The sequence below is a fragment of the Salinivibrio sp. IB872 genome (assembly GCF_001995345.1).
Taxonomy (GTDB): Bacteria; Pseudomonadota; Gammaproteobacteria; order Enterobacterales; family Vibrionaceae; genus Salinivibrio; species Salinivibrio proteolyticus.
The window spans coordinates 1-21,220 of the sequence record NZ_MUFO01000037.1 but is presented as its reverse complement, the minus strand read 5'-3'; the positions used below and the strand labels follow the sequence as shown (position 1 = coordinate 21,220).

The 21,220-nt window shown below is 48.7% G+C and carries 17 protein-coding genes; 10 read left to right on the top strand and 7 right to left on the bottom strand.

The annotated features are described in order from the left end of the window. Positions 1-116 precede the first annotated feature (116 nt). The 7 genes from BZJ18_RS13515 to BZJ18_RS13485 all read left to right on the top strand — a co-directional run bounded on the left by BZJ18_RS13515 (position 117) and on the right by BZJ18_RS13485 (position 7,672). Positions 117-2,612 (top strand): ATP-binding protein, encoded by a 2,496-nt coding sequence (locus tag BZJ18_RS13515; protein WP_077457518.1) that lies wholly within the window; start codon positions 117-119, stop codon positions 2,610-2,612. Between the two features lie 4 nt (positions 2,613-2,616). Then, positions 2,617-3,345: a response regulator gene (locus BZJ18_RS13510; RefSeq protein ID WP_338013074.1), complete on the top strand. Its 729-nt coding sequence runs from the start codon at positions 2,617-2,619 to the stop codon at positions 3,343-3,345. A 156-nt stretch (positions 3,346-3,501) separates the two neighbouring features. Then, the gene (ubiU, locus tag BZJ18_RS13505) at positions 3,502-4,497 is read left to right on the top strand and encodes a ubiquinone anaerobic biosynthesis protein UbiU (RefSeq protein ID WP_077457514.1); all 996 of its coding nucleotides are present in this window, start codon (positions 3,502-3,504) and stop codon (positions 4,495-4,497) included. 9 nt (positions 4,498-4,506) lie between these two features. Then, positions 4,507-5,382, top strand: a complete 876-nt coding sequence (locus BZJ18_RS13500; RefSeq protein ID WP_077457512.1) for a U32 family peptidase — start codon at positions 4,507-4,509, stop codon at positions 5,380-5,382. Positions 5,383-5,428: 46 nt separating this feature from the next. After that, positions 5,429-6,757 carry an anaerobic C4-dicarboxylate transporter gene (locus tag BZJ18_RS13495; protein WP_077457510.1) on the top strand — a complete coding sequence of 443 codons (1,329 nt, stop codon included), beginning with the start codon at positions 5,429-5,431 and terminating at the stop codon, positions 6,755-6,757. Positions 6,758-6,785: 28 nt separating this feature from the next. Beyond that, positions 6,786-7,277, top strand: coding sequence for a GNAT family N-acetyltransferase (locus BZJ18_RS13490; RefSeq protein ID WP_077457508.1), 492 nt, complete (start codon positions 6,786-6,788; stop codon positions 7,275-7,277). After that, positions 7,274-7,672, top strand: a complete 399-nt coding sequence (locus tag BZJ18_RS13485; protein ID WP_069590192.1) for a VOC family protein — start codon at positions 7,274-7,276, stop codon at positions 7,670-7,672. Before BZJ18_RS13490 ends, BZJ18_RS13485 begins: the two co-directional genes overlap by 4 nt. Before the next feature lie 83 nt (positions 7,673-7,755). Here BZJ18_RS13485 and BZJ18_RS13480 read toward each other — a convergent pair whose 3' ends face one another. Continuing rightward, positions 7,756-8,673, bottom strand: a complete 918-nt coding sequence (locus BZJ18_RS13480; protein WP_077457506.1) for a hypothetical protein — start codon at positions 8,671-8,673, stop codon at positions 7,756-7,758. 487 nt (positions 8,674-9,160) lie between these two features. Here BZJ18_RS13480 and katG point away from each other — a divergent pair, with 487 nt between their 5' ends. Both katG and dcuC read left to right on the top strand, forming a co-directional pair. After that, positions 9,161-11,338: a catalase/peroxidase HPI gene (katG, locus tag BZJ18_RS13475; RefSeq protein WP_077457504.1), complete on the top strand. Its 2,178-nt coding sequence runs from the start codon at positions 9,161-9,163 to the stop codon at positions 11,336-11,338. 181 nt (positions 11,339-11,519) lie between these two features. Then, positions 11,520-12,887 (top strand): anaerobic C4-dicarboxylate transporter DcuC, encoded by a 1,368-nt coding sequence (dcuC, locus tag BZJ18_RS13470; protein WP_077457502.1) that lies wholly within the window; start codon positions 11,520-11,522, stop codon positions 12,885-12,887. A gap of 286 nt (positions 12,888-13,173) precedes the next feature. Here dcuC and BZJ18_RS13465 read toward each other — a convergent pair whose 3' ends face one another. The 4 genes from BZJ18_RS13465 to budA all read right to left on the bottom strand — a co-directional run bounded on the left by BZJ18_RS13465 (position 13,174) and on the right by budA (position 17,754). Then, positions 13,174-14,283 carry a glycerol dehydrogenase gene (locus tag BZJ18_RS13465; protein WP_077457500.1) on the bottom strand — a complete coding sequence of 370 codons (1,110 nt, stop codon included), beginning with the start codon at positions 14,281-14,283 and terminating at the stop codon, positions 13,174-13,176. A gap of 184 nt (positions 14,284-14,467) precedes the next feature. After that, positions 14,468-15,226: an SDR family NAD(P)-dependent oxidoreductase gene (locus BZJ18_RS13460; RefSeq protein ID WP_077457498.1), complete on the bottom strand. Its 759-nt coding sequence runs from the start codon at positions 15,224-15,226 to the stop codon at positions 14,468-14,470. A gap of 27 nt (positions 15,227-15,253) precedes the next feature. Continuing rightward, positions 15,254-16,936, bottom strand: a complete 1,683-nt coding sequence (alsS, locus tag BZJ18_RS13455) for an acetolactate synthase AlsS (protein WP_077457496.1) — start codon at positions 16,934-16,936, stop codon at positions 15,254-15,256. A 41-nt stretch (positions 16,937-16,977) separates the two neighbouring features. Continuing rightward, entirely contained in the window at positions 16,978-17,754 is a 777-nt protein-coding gene (gene budA, locus BZJ18_RS13450; protein WP_069590205.1) for an acetolactate decarboxylase, read from the bottom strand. Positions 17,755-17,948: 194 nt separating this feature from the next. Between budA and BZJ18_RS13445 the strand changes: the two genes are divergently transcribed. Next, on the top strand, positions 17,949-18,848 hold the full coding sequence (locus tag BZJ18_RS13445; RefSeq protein ID WP_077457494.1) for a LysR family transcriptional regulator: 900 nt from the start codon (positions 17,949-17,951) through the stop codon (positions 18,846-18,848). A 4-nt stretch (positions 18,849-18,852) separates the two neighbouring features. Here BZJ18_RS13445 and BZJ18_RS13440 read toward each other — a convergent pair whose 3' ends face one another. Together BZJ18_RS13440 and BZJ18_RS13435 are read right to left on the bottom strand one after the other, a co-directional pair. Next, positions 18,853-19,911 (bottom strand): hypothetical protein, encoded by a 1,059-nt coding sequence (locus BZJ18_RS13440; protein WP_077457492.1) that lies wholly within the window; start codon positions 19,909-19,911, stop codon positions 18,853-18,855. A 123-nt stretch (positions 19,912-20,034) separates the two neighbouring features. Next, on the bottom strand, positions 20,035-21,045 hold the full coding sequence (locus tag BZJ18_RS13435; protein ID WP_443216512.1) for a hypothetical protein: 1,011 nt from the start codon (positions 21,043-21,045) through the stop codon (positions 20,035-20,037). Between the last annotated feature and the right edge of the window lie 175 nt (positions 21,046-21,220).

Here is a 21,220-nt window from a genome sequence, read left to right as displayed (position 1 = left end):
CAAGCACAGCTTGCTAATTGCTTAAAGGAGATCTACCTTTAATTTAGACGATGTAGTATACAGCATTATTATGTGTAAAGTAAATATACTATTTTCATCTATTCTAGGCATCCCATATGCGTATTTTTATCATTTTCATTTGGTTGTTTAGTGCGTGCGTGTTATCAGATGAAAGTAATTATCTGAAAATAGGCATCCTTGACGGTGGCTGGCCACCTTATCAGCAAGTAACCATGGAGATACCGTCAGGTTTTAGTGTAGATTTAATTAATCAATTAATTGAGGGGGTCGGTTTTCAACCCAAGTGGAAGATTTATCACAGTTGGAACGCTGTAAAGGATGCGCTATGTCGTGGCGATATTGATATAATTATTGATGCGTTTGGCAATTCAAATAAAGGTTGTGTTGCATTGACGCGATCCTACCATAGGAGTCCATATGTATTGGTTGTTAATCCCAATAGTGTTTTTTTTGAAAATGTTGATCAGGTAAATGAGGCCCGCATTGCGGTCGAAGAGGGTTTTTTACTTGATGAAGCTTTTAGTTCCTATTATCCGGGTGCGAAAAAAATAAGGGTTTCTGATACTTTTTCGGCACTGCAAGCGGTAAAAAATGATCGCGCTGATGTCTATGTTGGTAACAAGGATGTGAGCTATTTCCTCACCCAAAGGCATGACGATCTCATCGTTGCTGCACAAGCATCCGTTTTTATTGATAGTTTGCGTTTTGGCGTGAGCCGAGATAATTCACGATTACTCGAAATGATCAATGATGCGATCGATGCGTTCCCACGCCGAAAGATGGCAGAATTAGAAAAGAAATGGTTCAGTTTTCAGCATGAATTCATAGGGCATAGCGCAGTTCTTTTACGACCTAATGAACGTAAGCTTTTAAAGAGTTTTCCTCCTATTAAACTTGTATGGGATGAAAAAAATTCGCCGCTCTCATTTTTAAACTTCAAAGGTAAGCCCGAAGGTGTGGGTAAAGATTATATAGATGTATTGACGCGGGATCTGGGTATTCATTTTTCGTATTATTCCTATAATGAGATAGAGGTTGCGCATGTGTTCGAAGCGAGCAGCTTCGACGCTATGATTATACCAAAAAGACGCGTGCCAGCTTTGTCTCAATGGGTTGTGTCAGATAAATTATTTAGTGTGCCAGTTGTAATAGCTTCTAAGGAAAGTGATGACTTTATAGTCGATGATAAACTTGATAATAAACGAATCATTTTCTCGGATTATCAACTTCTCAATGAACTTGATTTGCCATGCGAAAAGTTGAATTATGAAGTGTCTAATGATGTTTATACGTCTTTAAAGAAAATATCGCAAGGTGATTTTGATGTTTATATCGGCGATCTTGCTGCGATTAATAGAGTGTTAAAAAATAACACTCAGCTAGATATTGAGGTGACGAAAAAAACAGAGGTGGTAAACGACTATGTATTGGCAGTGCACGATCGTTATGCAAATTTAGTTCCGCTTGTCAACCGCTCCGTTAGGGCGATGAAAGAGTGGGAGCGAGAGAATATTTTAAATAAGTGGGTGTCAGTACGTACCTTTCAAGATATTAATTGGCTGGAAGCTGTAAAAAAGTTGCTGCCTTTTTTGATCGTTGCTTTGAGCGGGATGGTTATAGCATCGGTTGGATATTGGCGATTGAAGAAACTATTAACATATAAGAATAAGATTGAAGCCGATCTAAAGTTAGCAAGAGAAAAGGCAGAGAAGTATGCGCAGGTTAAGGAAGATTTTCTTGCGAAAATGAGCCACGAAATTCGTACGCCCATTCATGGGATTATCGGCATGCTAGAGCAAATTTCGATGACGAAACTTAACTTCGAACAAACACAAATGGTAGGCGTGGCATCATCTTCGGCATCAAGTTTGTATAATATTGTGTCAGAAGTTTTGGATTACTCTAAACTTGAAGCTGGAAAAGTAGAAGTGGAGTTACGACCATTTTTGTTGTGTAATTTGCTTGATAACATATTAGATATTGGCAGCTATGAGGCAAAAAATAAGAAGCTAATCTTAAAGGTACATCTTGATTCAAAATTAAAACCAATGTATGAAGGCGATCAATATTTACTGCAGCAGGTGATGACGAATATATTGAATAATGCGCTCAAGTTTACATCGGAAGGGAGTGTCATTATTACATTAGAAGTGGTTTCTATCGATGATGATAGACACACTTTGAGAATCGGGGTCAGAGATAGCGGCCTGGGGATGAGTGAAGAAGAAATCACTCGAATATTTGATCCTTTTGAGCAAGCGGAGAGATCGACAACACGGCGGTTTGGTGGCACTGGGTTGGGGTTAACAATTTGCCAGCAGCTGGTTGAGTTAATGTCGGGTGAAATAATTATTGAAAGCGAAAAAGGGAAAGGAAGCTGGGTTGGATTTACTCTACCATTGAAAGTCATTGAAAAAACACACACGGAAGAGAAATTAGAGGGATGCTGTGTCAATGTAGATATAAAAGATCCGATTCTTAGAACAAGTTTAATCACAAATCTTATATCATTAGGTATCAAAGTCGCTAACGATGATTCTTTGAAGACTTTCAGTGATCACAATGACGATGCCGAAGTTAAGTTAGTGTAAAGCAATAACGATTGCTTTTGATTCATGTTCACATATTCGAATCTTAGTCGTTGAAGATAACGATGTTAATCAGATGTTGGTGTCGTATCAGCTGACTCAAATTGGTGTGGCTTTTGATATCGCTGATAACGGCCATGAAGCACTAAGTTTCCTCAGTGAGAACGATTACACTCTCGTGATTTGCGACTGTCATATGCCTTATATGGATGGCTATCAATTAAGCAAGCAAATTCGCTCGGGACATAGCATTTATAAAGATATTCCAATCATTGCGATGACCGCTGATGTGTTGAACGATCAGAGGGAGCGGTGTTTGAGGGCAGGAATGAATGATCTGCTGAGTAAGCCGATACGCATTGATCAGTTACGGGATACGTTGTGGCGCTGGGGGCTGTTTGATAACAATGGCCTAGATGTTGAACAGTTAAGAGGCTCTTTTGGTGGTGTTGACGTGCTCGTGGAGATGTTACGAGCGGCGAACACAAGTCTGGAATCTGGTTTGATGGTGCCTGTTGATGCCGATGAACGGGTAGATTGGGTACATAAGCATACTGGCACGGTTGCGCTTTTAGGTTTGACTTCACTTGAAAAGTATGGCGCGTTTGTTGAAACCAAATTGCAGGAGAATGTTGAACTAGATGAATATCGCCACTATCGAGCTAAACTGTTTCTTCTTATGCGGCAGCTTGGGTGCTTGATTGCGCATATGAACAACGAGAAGTCTGACGGATAAAGATTCTTGTCGCTCCTTTGATTATGTATTTATCACGAAAAAGGACTTATTGAGTTTAGACGCGCGTTCTTTTTAACGACGCTTGATACACATCAACCCCCCACATTGGCAACGCCCTTATCTTAGCCGGACAATCATAAAATGGAATGCAATGTTATGGAGCTCCTTTGTCCGGCGGGCAATATTCCGGCGGTTAAAAAAGCGATCGAGCATGGCGCCGATGCGGTGTATGTCGGCTTAAAAGACGATACCAATGCGCGCCATTTTGCGGGGCTGAACTTTACCGACAGCAAATTGCAGCGTGCCAGTCAGTATGTACATGACCACGGCAAAGACTTGCACGTTGCCATTAACACCTTTGCTCATCCTGATGGTTGGCGCCGTTGGCAATATGCGATTGATAGCGCCGCTGGAAATGGCGCAGATGCGCTGATCCTCGCTGACATGGCCTGTTTAGACTATGCTGCCAACACCTATCCCGATTTGGATATACACCTTTCTGTTCAAGCATCCGCCACTAACGCTGGGGCGATCCGTTTCTATCAGCAGCAATATGGCGTTAAGCGGGTGGTATTGCCGCGGGTGCTGTCTATTCATCAGGTTAAACAACTGGCACGCGATACCGATGTCGATTTAGAGGTATTTGCCTTCGGCAGCCTGTGCATTATGGCTGAAGGGCGCTGTTATTTATCGTCTTATCTTACCGGCCAATCGCCCAATACCGTGGGCGCTTGCTCACCGGCAGCATTCGTGCGCTGGCAAGATACTGAGCATGGGTTGGAGTCGCGCTTAAACGGCGTCTTGATTGATCGGTACCAAGCCGATGAAAAAACGGGGTATCCCACCCTATGCAAAGGCCGTTTCTTTGTCGATGGCAACCGCTATCACGCACTGGAAGAGCCCACCAGTTTGAACACTTTAAGTGTCCTGCCTGAGCTTTATCGCGCCGGGATCAAATCGGTCAAAATCGAAGGTCGTCAGCGCAGCCCTGCGTATGTGGAGCAGGTTGCACGGGTATGGCGTCAAGCGATTGATCGCTGTGTCGCAAACCCCGAGGCGTTTGATATTGCACCGGATTGGGCGCACTCGCTCGATAGTCTTTCCGAAGGGGTGCAAACCAGTTTGGGTGCTTACCATCGCAAGTGGCAATAAGGAATGATGATGCAATTTTCTCTCGGGCCGATTCTGTATTACTGGCCTAAGGCTGAGGTTGAAGCCTTTTATCAAGCGGCAGCAGACAGCCAAGCCGATGTGATTTATCTCGGTGAAACCGTCTGTGCCAAGCGGCGAGAGCTGAAAACCAAAGACTGGATAGGGCTCGCGCGTGAGCTGGCTGAGTCTGGTAAACAAGTGGTGCTCTCGACCATGGCGCTGATTGAAGCGCCCTCAGAGCTGAGCATGCTAAAACGCTACTGTGACAATGATGATATTCGCATTGAAGCGAATGACGTGAGTGCGGTGCAGTTTTTAAGTGAGCGTCGGCAGCCCTTTGTGGTGGGGGCCGCTATCAACTGCTATAACCCACAAACATTAAAGCAATTTGTCGACCTGGGTATGACACGCTGGGTGATGCCGGTGGAGCTTTCGCGCGATTGGTTGGTGAATATGTTGAACGGCTGCGATGCACTGGGTATTCGCGATCAGTTTGAGGTGGAGGTGACTGGCTATGGTTTCTTACCACTGGCTTATTCGGCACGCTGTTTTACTGCACGCTCAGAAAACCGTGCCAAAGATGACTGCGAGCTTTGCTGCCTCAACTACCCCAATGGACGGTTAACCGAGTCACAAGAGGGTCAAGCGGTATTTGTGCTGAACGGCATTCAAACCCAGTCTGGGCAGTGCACAAATCTCATTAACGATTTACCGTCAATGCAAGGGCTGGTGGATGTGGTGCGGTTAAGTCCACTGTCGCTTGACACCTTGCACTGGGTAGACAAATTCCGTGCTAACCAAGCAGGCAATAACCCGCAACCGCTTAACCACGATTGCAACGGCTATTGGCACCACTTGGCAGGCATGACACAAGTTCTAGGCTAAACGCATAACAAAAACAGCCTGCGTAGTCGGGTAGAGAGGTGAGGGTATGTTGTATTTAGAGTTCTTGTTCTTACTGCTAATGCTGTACATCGGCTCCCGATACGGGGGTATTGGGCTGGGCGTGGTTTCAGGGATTGGCTTGGTCATCGAAGTGTTTATCTTCCAGATGCCGCCAACGTCACCGCCCGTGACCGTGATGTTGATTATTCTTGCGGTCGTCACCTGCGCCTCTATCTTGGAAGCGGCAGGTGGCCTTAAGTATATGCTGCAAGTGGCCGAGCGATTATTGCGTAAAAATCCAAAACGCGTCACCTTGATAGCACCGTTTGTCACCTATGCCATGACCTTTATGCTTGGTACCGGTCACGCGGTGTATTCCATTATGCCGATTATCGGTGATGTCGCGCTGAAAAATGGTATTCGTCCGGAACGCCCAATGGCGGCGGCGTCAGTTGCCTCTCAAATCGCGATTACGGCCTCGCCGATTTCTGCTGCGGTGGTGTATTACCTTGCACAGCTTGCCGATATTCAACATGACATTACGTTAGTCTCGATTTTGTTGGTGACTGTTCCCGCCACCTTGTTTGGTACCTTGCTGATGTCTCTGTATAGCTTGCGCCGCGGCAAAGAGCTGGATGACGATCCGGATTACCAAGCGCGCTTACAAGACCCCGAATGGCGCGAACGTATCGAAAATACCACCGCGACCTCGTTAGATGAGGTATTACCCCGTTCCGCGCGCAATGCGGTGTTATTGTTCATCAGTGCCATCGTTACCATTGTGATTATCGCGATGTGGCCAGAAATTCGCACAGTAGCAGGGGCAAGTAAGGCCATCAGCATGTCGGTGGTTATTCAAATGATGATGCYCTGCTTTGGCGGGATCATCTTACTGGCGACTAAAACGGATCCGCGTAATGTGCCGAATGGCGTGGTGTTTAAATCTGGGATGGTGGCGGCCATTGCTATCTTCGGGATTGCTTGGATGTCAGACACTTACTTCCAATACGCGATGCCGCAATTTAAGTCGGGAATTGTGGAGATGGTCACTCAATATCCGTGGTCTTTTGCACTTGCCTTGTTTATCGTGTCAGTGGTTGTTAACTCGCAAGCCGCGACCGCACGGATGATGTTGCCGGTGGGTCTTGGGTTAGGGTTAGACCCTGCGCTGCTTATCGGTATTATGCCGGCCGTGTATGGGTACTTCTTTATTCCCAACTATCCTTCAGATATTGCGACAGTGAATTTTGATGCATCCGGCACCACCAAAATTGGTAAATGGTATTTCAACCATTCATTTATGGCGGTCGGCTTAATTGGCGTGGTGAGCGCTTGTGCGCTCGGTTATGTATTAGGGCAGATTTTTATCGCCTAATACACAAACGGATTTAAAGGACACAAGGATGCAAGTGAGACGTGCCTCGGTTGAGGACTTGGATGCCATCTTCGCTCTAAATGTACAAATTGGTGACATGCACCATCAACATGCGCCGCATCTGTTTGCAACGCCTGACCCAAGTGGTCGGGCGTTTTTGCAGCAAGCACTGCAAGAAGAGGATAAGTACTTCTGGGTGGCAGAGCATCAACACAACGTGATTGGCTTTTTGTCGGCAAGGCTGGAGTCGTTTGAACACATTCCTCATCTGGTCGACGATCCCATGTGTCATGTGAATACCATTGTGGTTGACCGTGATGCGCGTGGAACCGGCGCGGGCAAAGCGTTAATGGCTGCGTGTACCCAATGGGCGAAAGACAATCATGCCACTGTGATTAAACTAGAAGTGATGACGTTTAATCAGGACGCGCAGGCGTTTTATCAAGCGCTGGGGTTTACCCCAGACTCTATCACCATGATGCAAACATTGAATTGCGAGCCGGAGGAGCCAGCACAATGATTGATAAAGACACCGTGATGCGGGTGGCACGACCCACTGACAATTTGGCCGACATTACTAACATGTATTGTGATGGGCTGGGGTTTGAGCTATTGGCGACGTTTTCTGGCCATAATGATTTTGATGGTGCCATTATTGGTCACCCACATCATAACTATCACCTTGAATTCACCCATCATCGCGGCACCCATGTCGGTCCAGCACCGTCACAGGAAAACCTGTTGGTCTTTTACTTGCCGGATCACGCTGCATGGCAGACTGCGTGTCAACAAATTGAAGCCGCTGGGTTTAAACCGGTGCCGAGTTACAATAGCTATTGGGATAAAGACGGGCGTACCTTTGAAGATCTAGACGGTTATCGTGTGGTACTACAAAACCGTAAGTGGACGTATTAAACACGGCAAGCCAACAATCGACTTGCCGTGTTACCTACAGATGAGCCAATACTCCCGCTTTGAATAAAGGAAGCAGAGGGTGATTACTTGATCGCGTCCGCTTCTTGTTTTTGACGTGCGCGATGTGCCGGACCAAAGCAGAACTGAATTTGGTCCGCGCTCGGTGAAGCGGGTGTTGTGGTGCCATCCAGCCAGTCATCCCAGCTTTTCACAAATTTATCGGCGAGCTTCTCCGCGGCACTTTCATTCCACAGTCCACCTTTAAAGGTCAGTTCCATCACATTCACAGTGATCTCAGTTTTGTACTGATCTTTAGGCGCACCTTTACCTGAGCTGTGACTGCGCTCCATCATCATAAAGGTTTGCTGAATACCGACGACAATGTCTGTCCCAGTCGCGTTCATGGTGTTTTGGACAAACAAGGTTTTGGTGTTTTGGGTATTCACTCGGCTAGTACACGCCTTGGCAAGGTTCACAATACTGTTTTTAATCAGCGGAACATCTTGCTCGGTGATCCCATCATAGAGGCCAACGACTTTATCAATCAGAGAGTTGTAGTTCTCTTCTTCGTAATGCACCGTGGTGCGCTCTGATTGGGTGACATTAAAAAAGGGCACTTTAAGAATGGAGCTCACAAACTCCTGAAACCCTTCGGCATTCTTGTCATTATCTGGGTCTAGCGGATTCCAGCCGGTGCGGCTTTGAGCTAAGCCTAAAATGCTCGACACCGCGTTGCCGGTAGACTCGGTGAGCAAGCGAACAATTTCACTGTGATTGCCAGCGCTAATAGCATCATCCAATTTCTTACCTTGCGCCGATTCTGTTTGCGCATTTTTACCGGCACCGATGGTGTTTTGACCTGATACTGTGCTGTCGCCATCGCGCGGTACTGCAAAGAGCGCGCTGTGCTGCAGTTGCTGTTGGTTAGAAACCAAATGTTGGTGGTTATTCAGCCAAGTATCAAATTGGGATGTCAGGTTTTGTGCATCTGAAGCGTTCATAATTGTGTTCCTAATTGCGACAATGTGAATCGTGATTGAATGAGCTTCAATCGCTTAGGGCAACAACAAAATCCTGCCTGCAAAATTAGGCTAGTCTGCTTTATTTTATTTTCCATCAGGTGACGAAGATAATCTTCTTTGGGGGATGAGAGTCTATCGTTAAAGACTGAAATATAATGTCTTTTTCTTGACGTTGATTTGACGCAGTCATGCTGCCGTTGTGTTTTGATGACAATACAAGGCGTTAGGAAATGGTGTGTCTACTTATCAATGCATTAGCAGTGTGGTATTAAGCGTATGCTGACTGGTAACTGTGGTCTCAGCAATCACAGTAATTGGCAAAACAGATTAGCGCGGATGTCTCATGCCTATTAACGTTGTATCAGTCGGGACAATCATGCACTTCGCCTGATTGCCTATTAACGCAATGCGCAAGCTGATTCGCTGTGAAGAAAGCTTGTCGAACAATAAGAGCAAGGAGAAAGCAATGTCTCAACAACGCTCAACGTCAGGTGGCCAGTGCCCTGTCATGCACGGCAGCAAAACCTCGGAAGCGATGGCACACAAAACCTGGTGGCCAAACGCGCTAAACCTCGACATTCTTCATCAACATGACAGTAAAACCTCCCCCTTTGATGATGATTTTGATTATCACGCCGCGCTTAAAACTCTCGATATCGATGCATTAAAAAAGGACGTGAAAGCGCTACTGACCGAGAGTCAGTCATGGTGGCCCGCCGATTGGGGACATTATGGTGGCTTGATGATCCGCATGGCATGGCACTCCGCGGGGAGCTATCGCATTGCTGACGGTCGCGGTGGCGGTGCCACCGGTAATCAGCGTTTTGCGCCTTTAAACTCATGGCCGGATAACGCCAACCTCGATAAGGCCCGTCGCCTGTTGTGGCCGATTAAGAAAAAGTATGGCAACAAAATTAGCTGGGCAGATTTGATCTTGCTGGCGGGGACGATGGCGTATGAATCGATGGGCTTAAAACCCTATGGGTTTGCATTTGGCCGCGAGGATATTTGGCACCCTGAGAAGGATACCTATTGGGGCGCAGAGAAAGAATGGCTGGCGCCAAGTGATGCAGAAAACAGCCGCTACTCTGGTGAACGCGATCTGGAAAATCCATTGGCAGCGGTAATGATGGGGCTGATTTATGTCAACCCAGAAGGGGTGGATGGCCATCCGGATCCGCTTAAAACCGCGCAAGATATGCGTGTCACCTTCGAGCGTATGGCGATGAACGATGAAGAAACGGTTGCACTCACCGCAGGTGGCCATACTGTCGGTAAGTGTCATGGCAATGGCGATGCGGAACAGCTCGGCCCCGAGCCGGAAGGTGCAGCGATTGAAGAGCAAGGCTTAGGGTGGAACAACCATCAAGCGCGTGGCATTGGTCGCGATACGGTCACCAGTGGCATTGAAGGGGCGTGGACCACCCATCCCACGCAATGGGATAACGGCTACTTTTATCTGTTGTTTAACTACGAGTGGGAATTGAAGAAAAGCCCAGCAGGTGCGTGGCAGTGGGAGCCCATCGACATCAAAGAAGAAGATAAGCCTGTCGATGTGGAAGACCCCTCTATTCGTCGCAATCCCATCATGACGGATGCCGACATGGCACTCAAAATGGACCCAATCTATCGCAGCATTGCGGAGCGTTTTTATCAACATCCCGAGCAGTTAGCGGATGCCTTTGCTAAAGCCTGGTTCAAACTGACGCACCGCGACATGGGGCCTAAATCGCGTTACATCGGCCCAGATGTGCCAAGTGAAGACTTGATTTGGCAAGACCCTGTACCGGCAGGACGCACCGATTATGACGTCGCGTCGGTAAAAGCGGATATTGCCAACAGTGGCCTGACACTGGCAGAGAAAGTGACGACCGCATGGGATAGTGCGCGGACTTATCGTCAATCCGATAAGCGGGGTGGGGCGAACGGTGCGCGGATCCGCCTAGCGCCGCAAAAAGATTGGCAAGGGAACGAGCCGGAGCGTTTGGCGAAGGTAGTCAACGTGCTGAGCAATATAGCCCAGAAGCATCAGATTAGTTTGGCCGATACCATCGTGCTGGCAGGCAATCAAGGCATCGAAGAAGCGGCAAAAGCGGCTGGCGTCCCCGTCGACGTTCCCTTTGCGCCTGGTCGTGGTGATGCCACGCTTGAGCAGACTGATGTGGCGTCGTTTGAGGTGCTAGAACTGGTTGCAGATGGGTTCCGCAATTGGCTGAAAAAAGACTATACCGTTCAGCCTGAAGAGTTACTGCTCGACCGTGCTCAATTGATGGGACTCACGGCCCCTGAAATGACGGTACTGCTGGGAGGAATGCGCGTACTGGGGACCAATTATGGCGGTGCGTCGGAAGGTGTGCTGACTGACCGAGTGGGGCAGCTAAGTCATGACTTTTTTGTCAATCTGACAGACATGGCGTATCAATGGAAACCCGTCGGCCGCAACCGCTATGAAATCATTGCGCGCGACTCTGGTGCGGTGAAGTGGACGGCAAGTCGCGTTGATTTAGTGTTCGGTTCAAACTCTATTTTACGCGCTTATGCCGAGTTTTACGCGCAAGATGACAACCAAGCCAAGTTCGTACACGATTTCGTGGCGGCGTGGGTGAAAGTGATGAATGCTGACCGTTTTGATCTCCACCACTAGCCGATAACCTAATCAAGACAAACTGTGATCGCCAAGCCGCCTTTTATCGAGAGGCGGCTTTTTATTTGTCTTAAATCAAGTCAGGGTTTGGTTTGTATCGTGCTACAGGCAGGGGTTTAGTACAGTGAGATGAGTAAATTCCATCCCATTCTTTTATCTTTACCATCTGGCGGAGTGAATTATGCTAGAACTTCTCATTGGGCTAGTGGTAACCGTGGCTGTGGGCTACTTCATTGTCAAAGGTTATCGTGCTGCAAGCACCTTGCTAACCGCAGGGATTTTATTACTGATTATCACCGGGTTAATCGGGCACAGTGTGCTGCCGGATAAATTAACGTCAACGGGGAATCTGTTTACTGACTCGCTGGAATACGTGAAATACATGCTGCAATACCGGGGTGGCGGCCTCGGAATGCAAATTATGTTGTTGTGCGGCTTTGCGGCCTATATGTCGCACATTGGTGCCAACAACGTCGTGGTGAAACAGTTTTCTAAGCCGCTATCGGTGATCAAGTCACCCTATGTGCTGCTCGTAGCGGCTTATATCGTGGCATGTTTGATGTCGCTGGCGGTCAGCTCTGCCACTGGATTGGGGGTCCTTCTGATGGCGACCTTGTTCCCGATGATGACCGCGATGGGCATTTCTCGTCCTGCCGCCACCGCGGTGTGTGCATCTCCCGCTGCCATTATCTTGTCACCCACGTCGGGCGATGTGGTGATTGCGGCGGAAAAATCCGGGTTGCCTCTCCATGTGTTCGCGGTTGAAACCGTATTGCCGGTCTCTATTTGTGCGATCGTCGTGATGGCCGCCGCGGCATATTTTTGGAACAAATACCTGGATAAAAAAGAAAACACGCCGATGGAGCGTGTAGATGTCTCTGAGATAGAAACCCATGCGCCTGCTTATTACGCAGTGTTGCCGTTTTTACCCATTATCGGGGTGTTCCTATTCAATGGGAAAACCATCGAGGGGCTGTATCTTGATATTTATACCATCGTGGTCTTGTCGATCTTTTTGGGGGCATTGGTGGACTTTGCGACCAAGAAATTTGATGGCAGAAGAACGCTAGAAGATCTCGATGCCTGCTATGAAGGCATGGCTGATGCCTTTAAAGGCGTCGTGATGCTGTTGGTGGCTGCCGGTGTATTTGCCCAAGGCTTGATGTCGATTGGTGCGATTGACAACTTATTGGGCCTAGCGGAGAGTGCGGGTGCAGGCGGTATCGCGCTGATGTTGTTGCTAACCCTGCTCACTGTGGCGGCAGCGATTGCGACCGGGTCGGGCAATGCGCCTTTCTATGCGTTTGTCGAGCTTGCCCCCTCGTTAGCTGCGAAGATGGGGCTTAACCCAGCCTTTTTGATTATCCCCATGTTGCAAGCATCTAACTTAGGCCGCACGGTTTCGCCCGTGTCGGGAGTGATCGTAGCGACATCTGGGATGGCAAAACTCAGTCCGTTTGAAGTGGTTAAACGCACTTCGGTGCCAGTTATCTGTGGGTTAATTACCGTCATTATTGGCACGCTTGTATTGGTGCCGATGATGGCGTAACGTCACAAGGCATGAAAAGCCCGCGTGCAAGTGCTCGCGGGCTTTTTTAATCGTATCGCACTATAGGCCAACACAGTTTTGGAAGAAAAATGCTGAACAAGAAGGAATGTCGCTGACTGAGCTGAAAGCGCTGATTTTGCAAATCTACCCAGAACGTCCTCCGTTGTTTGTGATTGATTTTCATCTGGCTTAACAGCTCGCGCGCTCGCAGCGCGCAGATTGACAGTGCGTCACTAAAAAAGCGCCCGGCAAAACGGACGCTCGGTGAGTCAGTTGGTTGATGTGTTTAGGCCGCGGAATACCGCTTTGCCATATTATTCGCGGCTAACATGGCGTGATAGACATCGTCTTCGCTGACTGTCATTGGCATATTGCCCATAGTGTCACCGTCTGCACATGCGATGCGCGCAACTTGACGCCACTCTTCTTCAATAAAGGTTTTTAGTCCCATTTGTTCGAGCGTGAGTGGCAAACCCGCTGTTTTGATAATTCGGACCACATTATCAATTTCTTCTTTAGGGGCGTTTTCCAGTACCAATTGGGTTAGCAAGCCAAAGACGACTTTTTCACCATGTTGGGCATGGTGCAAATCGGCCACCGCGGTCATTCCATTATTCACCGCGTGCGCAGCGGCAAGACCGCCAGCTTCTGCGCCCACACCACTGAGATAAATTGTTGCTTCGATCATCTGTTCCAGCGCTGGTGTGCTGACTTTACTGGCTAATGCATCCATGGCGGCATCAATGTTTTCGCTGAGTAACTCATAGCAAAGCTGAGCGAGGCCAAGGCCGGTACGTGAAGGGCGCTTTTGGACCAAGTTAACGCCGTCAGCACGATAACAGGCGCGTGCTTCAAAATAGGTAGCTAATGCATCACCTACGCCTGCCGCAAAGAAGCGTGCTGGTGCGTTGGCAATAATGCCGGTATCGGCAATCACTGCATCTGGGTTTTGTGGTAAGAATAAGTAGCGATCAAACTCACCGTCAGGTTTGTAGATCACTGACAAGGCGGTACAGGGGGCATCGGTTGAAGCAATGGTCGGATATAAAATAACCGGCACTTTTCGCTCGTACGCGACAGCTTTGGCGCAATCTAGGGTTTTCCCTCCACCAATACCGACAATGACATTGGCTTTTTGTTGTTCGGCGATGCCAAGGTTACGATCGATTTCTTGCTGGGTACATTCGTATTGAAATTTCTCGACATGAGCGGATAAGCCTTCTGCGCGCTCAATGGCTGGAAGCGATGTTTGATTCACCTGATCGAGAAAGAACTCATCGCAAATAATGTACGCGTTAGAACCAAAGTCTTGAATACTCTCTGGCAATTGGGCCAGTAGACCGGTTCCGATGATGAATTTTTTCGGAGAGGTTACCGTGCGAGGGGTCGTTGCCATAGTGAACTCCATTATCGTTGTGATAGTTTCTTCATGTTAAGAGATGTGTTTGTTTAAGCAATGAGCCCTATGTACTAAATATTTGAAGTGACTCGAATATTATTGTGGCTGAGCTTATGTGGTGAGGTTTAAACAGGCAGCAATCTTGATGCTGCCTTGTTCTACACAAATAGGATGGAAGGAGTTAGACGATTTTTGGTTGGCCATCTGAGGCGGTGGCGCCTCCATCAACGGGGAGGTTAACACCGGAGATAAATGATGCGTCGTCACTGACAAGAAATGCTACCGCAGAAGCCACTTCTTCAGGCTCCGCCGGACGGCCAAGCGCGATACGTTCATTAAATTTTTCTCGAACCGATTCAGGCCATCCATTGGTCATATTGGTTTTCACTAAGCTCGGACAAACGGCATTAATACGTACGCCTTGAAGGCCGTGATCGAGTGCCATGGCACGTGTCAAGTTCACAACCGCGCCTTTGGCTGCACAGTAAAAAGCCGCGCCCCAATCACCGCCAAGGCCTGATACTGACGCCGTGTTTACCATCGAGCCTTTAGTTTTAATTAACTCAGGCATGGCATATTTTGCACAGAAGACCACACCATCAATATCGACACCTGAAATTTTTTCCCAATCAGCCAATGTGCCGTCAATTACAGAGCCGGGTGTGTGGACCCCAGCGTTATTGATCAGCATATCTAGCTGTCCAAAGTGAGACACAACTTCTTGAATCATCGCTTCTACCGCTTTTGGGTCTGATACGTCGACAGAGAGCTTCAAGACGCGATCACTATCGTATTTTGCGGCTGTGTCATTTAATGCTGCTTGGTTCCAGTCTGCAATGGCCACTTTAGCGCCCTCTTGATAAAGGCGATCGGCAATGGCTGCGCCAATGCCGTTTGCAGCACCGGTTATCAATGCCACTTTTTGATTAATACCTTTCATAGTTATCTCCATTATTTAGCTTATCTATTAGGCGAATACCGGATCCATACAGCCGGCCTCACGAGGGGCCATCAGCTTGTAGTTGTCACTGTAATCAACAGGAATTGCGATCACTGCGGGTCCTTCGGTGTCCATGGCTTGTTTCAATTGGCTGGCGAGCTCTTCTTGGCGAGTGACCGCAAAGCCTTTAGCGCCAAACGCTTCGGCGTAGGCCTTAAAGTCAATCGGGCCGAATTTCACACCGGAAAAGCGCTGATATTTTTTGACCTCTTGCATCTCTACCATGTTGTAGGCGTTGTCTACCCAAATAATGTGTAGCAAGTTGCATTTGAGGCGCACAGCAGTCTCAAGCTCCATGCTCGATTGCATAAACCCACCGTCACCGGAAACGGACACCACTTTGCGATCGGGGTTGAGCAAGCTCGCGCCAATCCCCCAAGGAAGCGCGACGCCCATGGTTTGTTGGCCGTTCGAGACCAACAATTGACGGGAACGGAAGCAGTTGAGGTAACGGGCAATCCAAATGTGGAAACTGCCCATGTCCAAGCACAAGGTTGTGTCTGGGGTGATCACATCCTGCATCACTTTGATTAGGTGTAACGGATGCAAAGCAAACTCTTGGTGTGACTGGCTATAAGCCCGAATCGCTTGACGTTGGTGGGCGACTTCTTCGAGCACATCGACGGTGGTAGACGGCATCASCCAGTGGTGATCGAGCTGCTCGGTGAGTGCTTTCAGGGTAGGCTCAATTTGACCCACGAGCTCAACGCTGGGGCGATAGTAGTGCTCGATTTCCGCAGACTCGACATCAATATGAACGATGTCTGTGTGCTGGGTATTCCAAAGTTCAGGGTCGTATTCAATCGGGCTAAAGCCAATGGTGATGATAAGATCTGCATCTGCAAGCAATAGATCACCGGGTTGGTTGTTGAACAAACCCACGCGACCCGCAAAGCGCTGGTAGTAGCTAATATCAACGGTACCTGCCGCCTGATAGGTGCCGAGAACGGGTAATTGGGTACGATTAAGCAGAGTACGAATAGCGGCGGCATTCTCGGGGCGACTGGCTTGTAAGCCTAGGAGGAAAACCGGATTTTTCGCCGCTTTGATTTTACTGGCTGCCTCGCTGATGGCTCGCGTATCTGCCATGCCGGGCTGGGCGGGGAAGGTTGGCGCGAGAATATCGCTTTCCACGGGTTCGTTGAGAATGTCCATGGGCAGACTGACAAAGGCAGCGCCGGGGCGGCCGCTTTCTGCTGAGCGGAAGGCATTGGCAAGGATCTCAGACGCAGCAGTGCTGGCTTGAACCTCGGCGCTGTATTTGGTGACGGAGCGGAATACGCTCACGGTATCAAGGCTTTGGTGGGTTTGTTTTTGTTGATCGGCCCGTTTCACTGCGCCCCCTAATGCGACCAAGGGATCGCCTTCTGAGGTTGCGGTTGCCAGACCGGTAACCAAGTTGGCACAGCCAGGGCCAGAGGTCACCATGGTCACACCCGCCTTGCCGGTTAGACGGCCGACGACGCCTGCCATAAACGCACCATTCGCCTCGTGACGAACGGGGATCATCTTAATGTTGGTGTCTTCAACCGCGTCAAAGAGACGGTCGATTTTGGCGCCAGGAATACCAAAAATGTATTCCACGCCTTGGCGTTCTAGGTGATTTGCGATCAGTTGTGCGCCATTGTCCCACTGTGTTTTTTTAGTCATGTTGGGCTCCTCGTGAGGTTGCCTCCCGATGGGAGGTGATATTATTTTTCTGCTTGTTCGATAGCGGCGTGTATGTTGTCCGGCGTTAAGTTCGCGCCGAGGAAGCTGGCATTGGTCGGAAGATCAATGACCAGTTTAGAGACCCGTCCAATTTGCAAGGTGCCACACGCCAATTCGTAGTCTTGGACATGGCCTCCGCCTTGGCGTGTGTCAGTGATAAAGTGCTCGTGATAGCCAGCGACATTGATCCCTTGGGTATATTGTGGGCTGCGGAAGCCAGCAATCACGCCATTGACATGGTCAAAGCGGAACTCAGGTTGTGCAGCGATGGCCTCAAGCATGGGTTTGTACGGCGGAGTTTGTTTGGGCACAGTGCGAGTGCGTACATGCTCAAAGGCACCATCGATACGAACCGCACAAAAAATGTTGTCACTTGGCACCAAGCTATCGATGACATCATGCAGCTCTTGGCGCGACATGGGGTGATCAAAAGTCTGGCTGATCTCTGGCTTGAAGAAGGTCATGACCGCAAAGGGGGTCTTTTGATCCGGGTCGGCATGACGCGCCGAGCCATCACCGCGCAGCTGAAATATGGTTTTATCAAAGGCGATGAGTTCACCGTCGAGTTGGTTAAATGTGCCGAGGCCGAAGTCGCCATGTTTGAGGAGATCGGCCATGGTGGTGTCGCCTTCGTAGACGCCATCAATCAAGGCACTCATCAGGGAGGTTTGATAGATTTCACCCTCTCCAGTGTGTTGGTGATGCTCAACGTAGGCGGCCGCAATGTGCTCGGCACAGTGGCAGGTTTGGGTGCTCATAAAGCGTCCTCGTTAACCGTGTTTAACGACCGTTCTGATAACCAAACGGTTCGTTGTATGAAATCTATAGATATGATGCGAGCTGACGTGGATAGCATCCAATACAAAAAAGGTTGGCTTTGATATCGAAAAGATATGGCACATAAAAAACGTGGTAAGATGCTGAATATCACTGATTTCTCAAAGGCAGGGTCATGGAGCTAAGGTATTTACGGTATTTTGTGACGGTGGCAGAGTGCCGACACTTCACCCGCGCAGCCGAAAAGTTGGGCATTGCGCAACCACCACTGAGCCAGCAAATTAAAAAGCTAGAGCAAGAGGTGGGGGTGCCGTTATTTGAACGCTTATCTCGCGGGGTGGCGTTAACACCCGCCGGTCAGGTGCTTTATGATGATGCGGTGAAAATCTTGGCGCAGTTAGATCATGCGGTACAGCGGGTCAAACAAGTGGCGCGAGGAGAGCGGAATCAACTGCGGCTTGGATTTGCCAGCTCGACGGTGGTGAGCCAAGCCGTGTTAGAACTTGTTCGGCGATTACAGCAAGCCCATCCAGAGATTGATTTTCAACCGATAGAGTTACCCATGCCAGCGTTGGTGGAAACCTTGCGCCAACAGGATGTCGATCTCGCCTTTCTACGCTTACCATGTTATGCCAGTGAACACGTGGCACACACGCCGTTGTTTCCAGATCCGTTTAAGCTGGTGGTGCCTGCTAATCATGTCTTTGCCAAGCAGCAAAGTGTGACGTTGTCACAACTGGGCGATGACCCGATTATTCTGTTTCCGCGTGATATTGGCCCAGGGCTGCATGATGCCTTAGTGGATGCCCTAAAAGGAGCGGGACTGGCGCCATCGAATGCCTCGCTAGCGCCACAATTGCATTCAGCAACGGCGATGGTTTCAGCGGGGTTTGGGATTGCCTTAGTGCCTGAATCATTGACTACGCAACTGAGCGACCATGTCGCTGTGGTAGCGGTTGAAGAGATGCCCTTAGTGAGTCACGTCGTATTGGCGTGGCAGCGAACTAATACCGCTCATGTTGTGCGGCAATGTATTCATACCGCACGAGAGCAAGTCACTCACATGGCAAGCTGAGCCGTTAAGACCGTTGAGCGGCATGCTGTAAAAACTCTAATTGCATCCGCTCTTGCTCAGTCATTTGATAGGGCTCGTCAGATAGTTGCCCAGTATCAAAAATGCCGAGGAAATAATGGTCTTGAGGGCTGATGCCAAATTGTGCTCGCTCACCGGGATAGCCGGACATACGTTCAATCACCACGTCTTTCAGTTGCCATTCATCACCATAGCCGCTCATTGAAGCCCGAAATGCGCGCAGCTCCAGAGATTGTTCTCCCTCACTGAGGCGTGTCTTAGTGGTTAACACCGCAACGGGTTGATCGTCAGCAGTAAATAAATTGGCACGTACTCGATAAATACCGCCTTTATCGATATCCAACACGAGTGGAATGACCATATCCGGTCCGCGGCCGAAAACTGGCTTCACCCCTTTCACTTCCGCAATGGGTTGGTAGAGGCGGAAGTCAGCGGTGAGTACATCGTCGCCACCATCAAAACTGAGTGCCGCTTTGAGGCGAAGCTCAATAGGCCAATCGGCTTCGGGCTCAATACTCCACTGTGTATCTGTGACATCGAGTCGGGTCAATTCCCTATTGGACTGGACATCGATAACCGACAAGGTCGCGTGATTAAGAGAGGCTGGGGTGACCAATGAGGCTTGGATGTTTTCTGGGTAAAAGTAACGGTATTGGTTGAGTTTCAATGCCGCTTTTACCGAGCCATCGAGAATCGGCATTGGCGTCGAAACATACCGATTCCAGTGTAGATAAGGGCTTTGCTTTGATGGAATGGGGATCGAGTAGGAGGGGTGCTGGATTTGCTCCGCATAATCGGCCGCTATATAGCTGAGTGTGGGTATCATCGAAGTCTGCACGATATCGGGCTCTTCGGGACGATATTGCGTATTTAGAGCGGTAGACGTTTGCGTCGGCGGTACGTATTCGGCAGTGTCAGGCGACGGCAGTTGATGGTTCTGCTCAGCAGTCAGTGTGGCAGGCGGAGCGTCGGGAACATCAAGCCATAGATAGGCAGTAACTCCAATAGATACTACCAAGGTTACTGCGAGTAGCAGTCTAGTCATAGCAATCCCTAATTAACGATTCGTGAATAAACTAACACAGCTGATAAAAGCGAATAAATCTGACCAGCTGCTCTTTGTGAAAAAAAGAGCAGCTTTGTTGGTTTGGTCACAGCTTGACCGAGATTATTGCGGAAGGGCATGAACCAGCTCGGACAAGGTGTCACGGTCGGAATCACGGACAAAGCGATATTTCTTACCAAACCAGCCATCTTTATCCACGGTTTCGACGGTAATCCGCGAATTATCACCGAGCACAAGCTCAGGATCAGTTGCTGTGACTTTTCCCTTGTGCCAAGGGTTAAAGATGGTGAGGTGGCTATACTTATCGCCCATCAACAGCGGATAGTGCAACGGCATAAAGCGTTTAACGCCTTTATGGACGTAATCCAATTTACCATCAAACTCAATCGTGGTGGAGCAACTGTCAAACTCATCGGCATCGGCGGCACCACAGGCTGAGTGGGCGGCGACCACGCCATCATCACTACCCGGAATAAAGGGAGACGTAGTACCCAAAAAGTCCGAACCATTGCCCACAAAGCGAATACGCGGCACACGGTTATCTGGCCACATCGCCAATTGGCGTGCATTAGCTACTTTTAAGTCATTCAGTACGCCAATGTTGTCTTTGGTTGGCATTTGTCCTATCCAAAGTGACACGGCTTTTTTCATCGCATGGTTTAGCCAGCCACCACCTTCGGCAAGGTTAACGGCGATGTTGGCTAACTCAACACCGCCACCGGCGCCAGCAAAATCAAAGGTGCCGACAATATTGAGGGGCTCAAGCCCGGCGTTGCTCAGCCAGTTTTCTTGGTTATCGAGCAGATAGCGTGCTACTAGGTCGCCGGTAGAGTGAGTGACTAAAATGCAGCCGGACAGACAGGTTTCTTGCTCGGAAAGATTTTTCAATGCAGGCCAAAGATAATCGGAAGCTATTTTCCCTTCGATGCGTTCATGAGCAGGCCAGTCAATCCGAGCATCAGCATGCTGTAACCAGAAGTTTTGCCAATAGTCACTGCCATCACGCACGACTTCATCGTGATCGGGACGCGTTTTTAGTTGTGCGGGTTGAAAACCATGTACTAACACAATGTTATATTGCCCGATGGCGGCAAAACTTATTGAAGACATCATAAGTAGGGCGATTGCCATCGTTATCTTATAAATATATTTCATTATTGTTGCCAACCTGTTTTGAGTAAACACTCAGTATTATATAGCTTACTATGCAATAACTTCCATAATAATAAGTAGCTCAGTAATCAATTATTTGACATCGTTGCAAAATTTGCATCTGATTTATTTGTTG

Excerpts from the sequence above, each read along its gene's own strand:
- BZJ18_RS13515 (WP_077457518.1), top strand. The coding sequence starts at position 117 with ATGCGTATTTTTATCATTTTCATTTGGTTGTTTAGTGCGTGCGTGTTA.
- ubiU (WP_077457514.1), top strand. The coding sequence starts at position 3,502 with ATGGAGCTCCTTTGTCCGGCGGGCAATATTCCGGCGGTTAAAAAAGCG.
- BZJ18_RS13500 (WP_077457512.1), top strand. The coding sequence starts at position 4,507 with ATGCAATTTTCTCTCGGGCCGATTCTGTATTACTGGCCTAAGGCTGAG.
- BZJ18_RS13490 (WP_077457508.1), top strand. The coding sequence starts at position 6,786 with ATGCAAGTGAGACGTGCCTCGGTTGAGGACTTGGATGCCATCTTCGCT.
- BZJ18_RS13485 (WP_069590192.1), top strand. The coding sequence starts at position 7,274 with ATGATTGATAAAGACACCGTGATGCGGGTGGCACGACCCACTGACAAT.
- BZJ18_RS13480 (WP_077457506.1), bottom strand. The coding sequence starts at position 8,673 with ATGAACGCTTCAGATGCACAAAACCTGACATCCCAATTTGATACTTGG.
- katG (WP_077457504.1), top strand. The coding sequence starts at position 9,161 with ATGTCTCAACAACGCTCAACGTCAGGTGGCCAGTGCCCTGTCATGCAC.
- dcuC (WP_077457502.1), top strand. The coding sequence starts at position 11,520 with ATGCTAGAACTTCTCATTGGGCTAGTGGTAACCGTGGCTGTGGGCTAC.
- BZJ18_RS13465 (WP_077457500.1), bottom strand. The coding sequence starts at position 14,283 with ATGGCAACGACCCCTCGCACGGTAACCTCTCCGAAAAAATTCATCATC.
- BZJ18_RS13460 (WP_077457498.1), bottom strand. The coding sequence starts at position 15,226 with ATGAAAGGTATTAATCAAAAAGTGGCATTGATAACCGGTGCTGCAAAC.
- budA (WP_069590205.1), bottom strand. The coding sequence starts at position 17,754 with ATGAGCACCCAAACCTGCCACTGTGCCGAGCACATTGCGGCCGCCTAC.
- BZJ18_RS13445 (WP_077457494.1), top strand. The coding sequence starts at position 17,949 with ATGGAGCTAAGGTATTTACGGTATTTTGTGACGGTGGCAGAGTGCCGA.
- BZJ18_RS13440 (WP_077457492.1), bottom strand. The coding sequence starts at position 19,911 with ATGACTAGACTGCTACTCGCAGTAACCTTGGTAGTATCTATTGGAGTT.
- BZJ18_RS13435 (WP_443216512.1), bottom strand. The coding sequence starts at position 21,045 with ATGATGTCTTCAATAAGTTTTGCCGCCATCGGGCAATATAACATTGTG.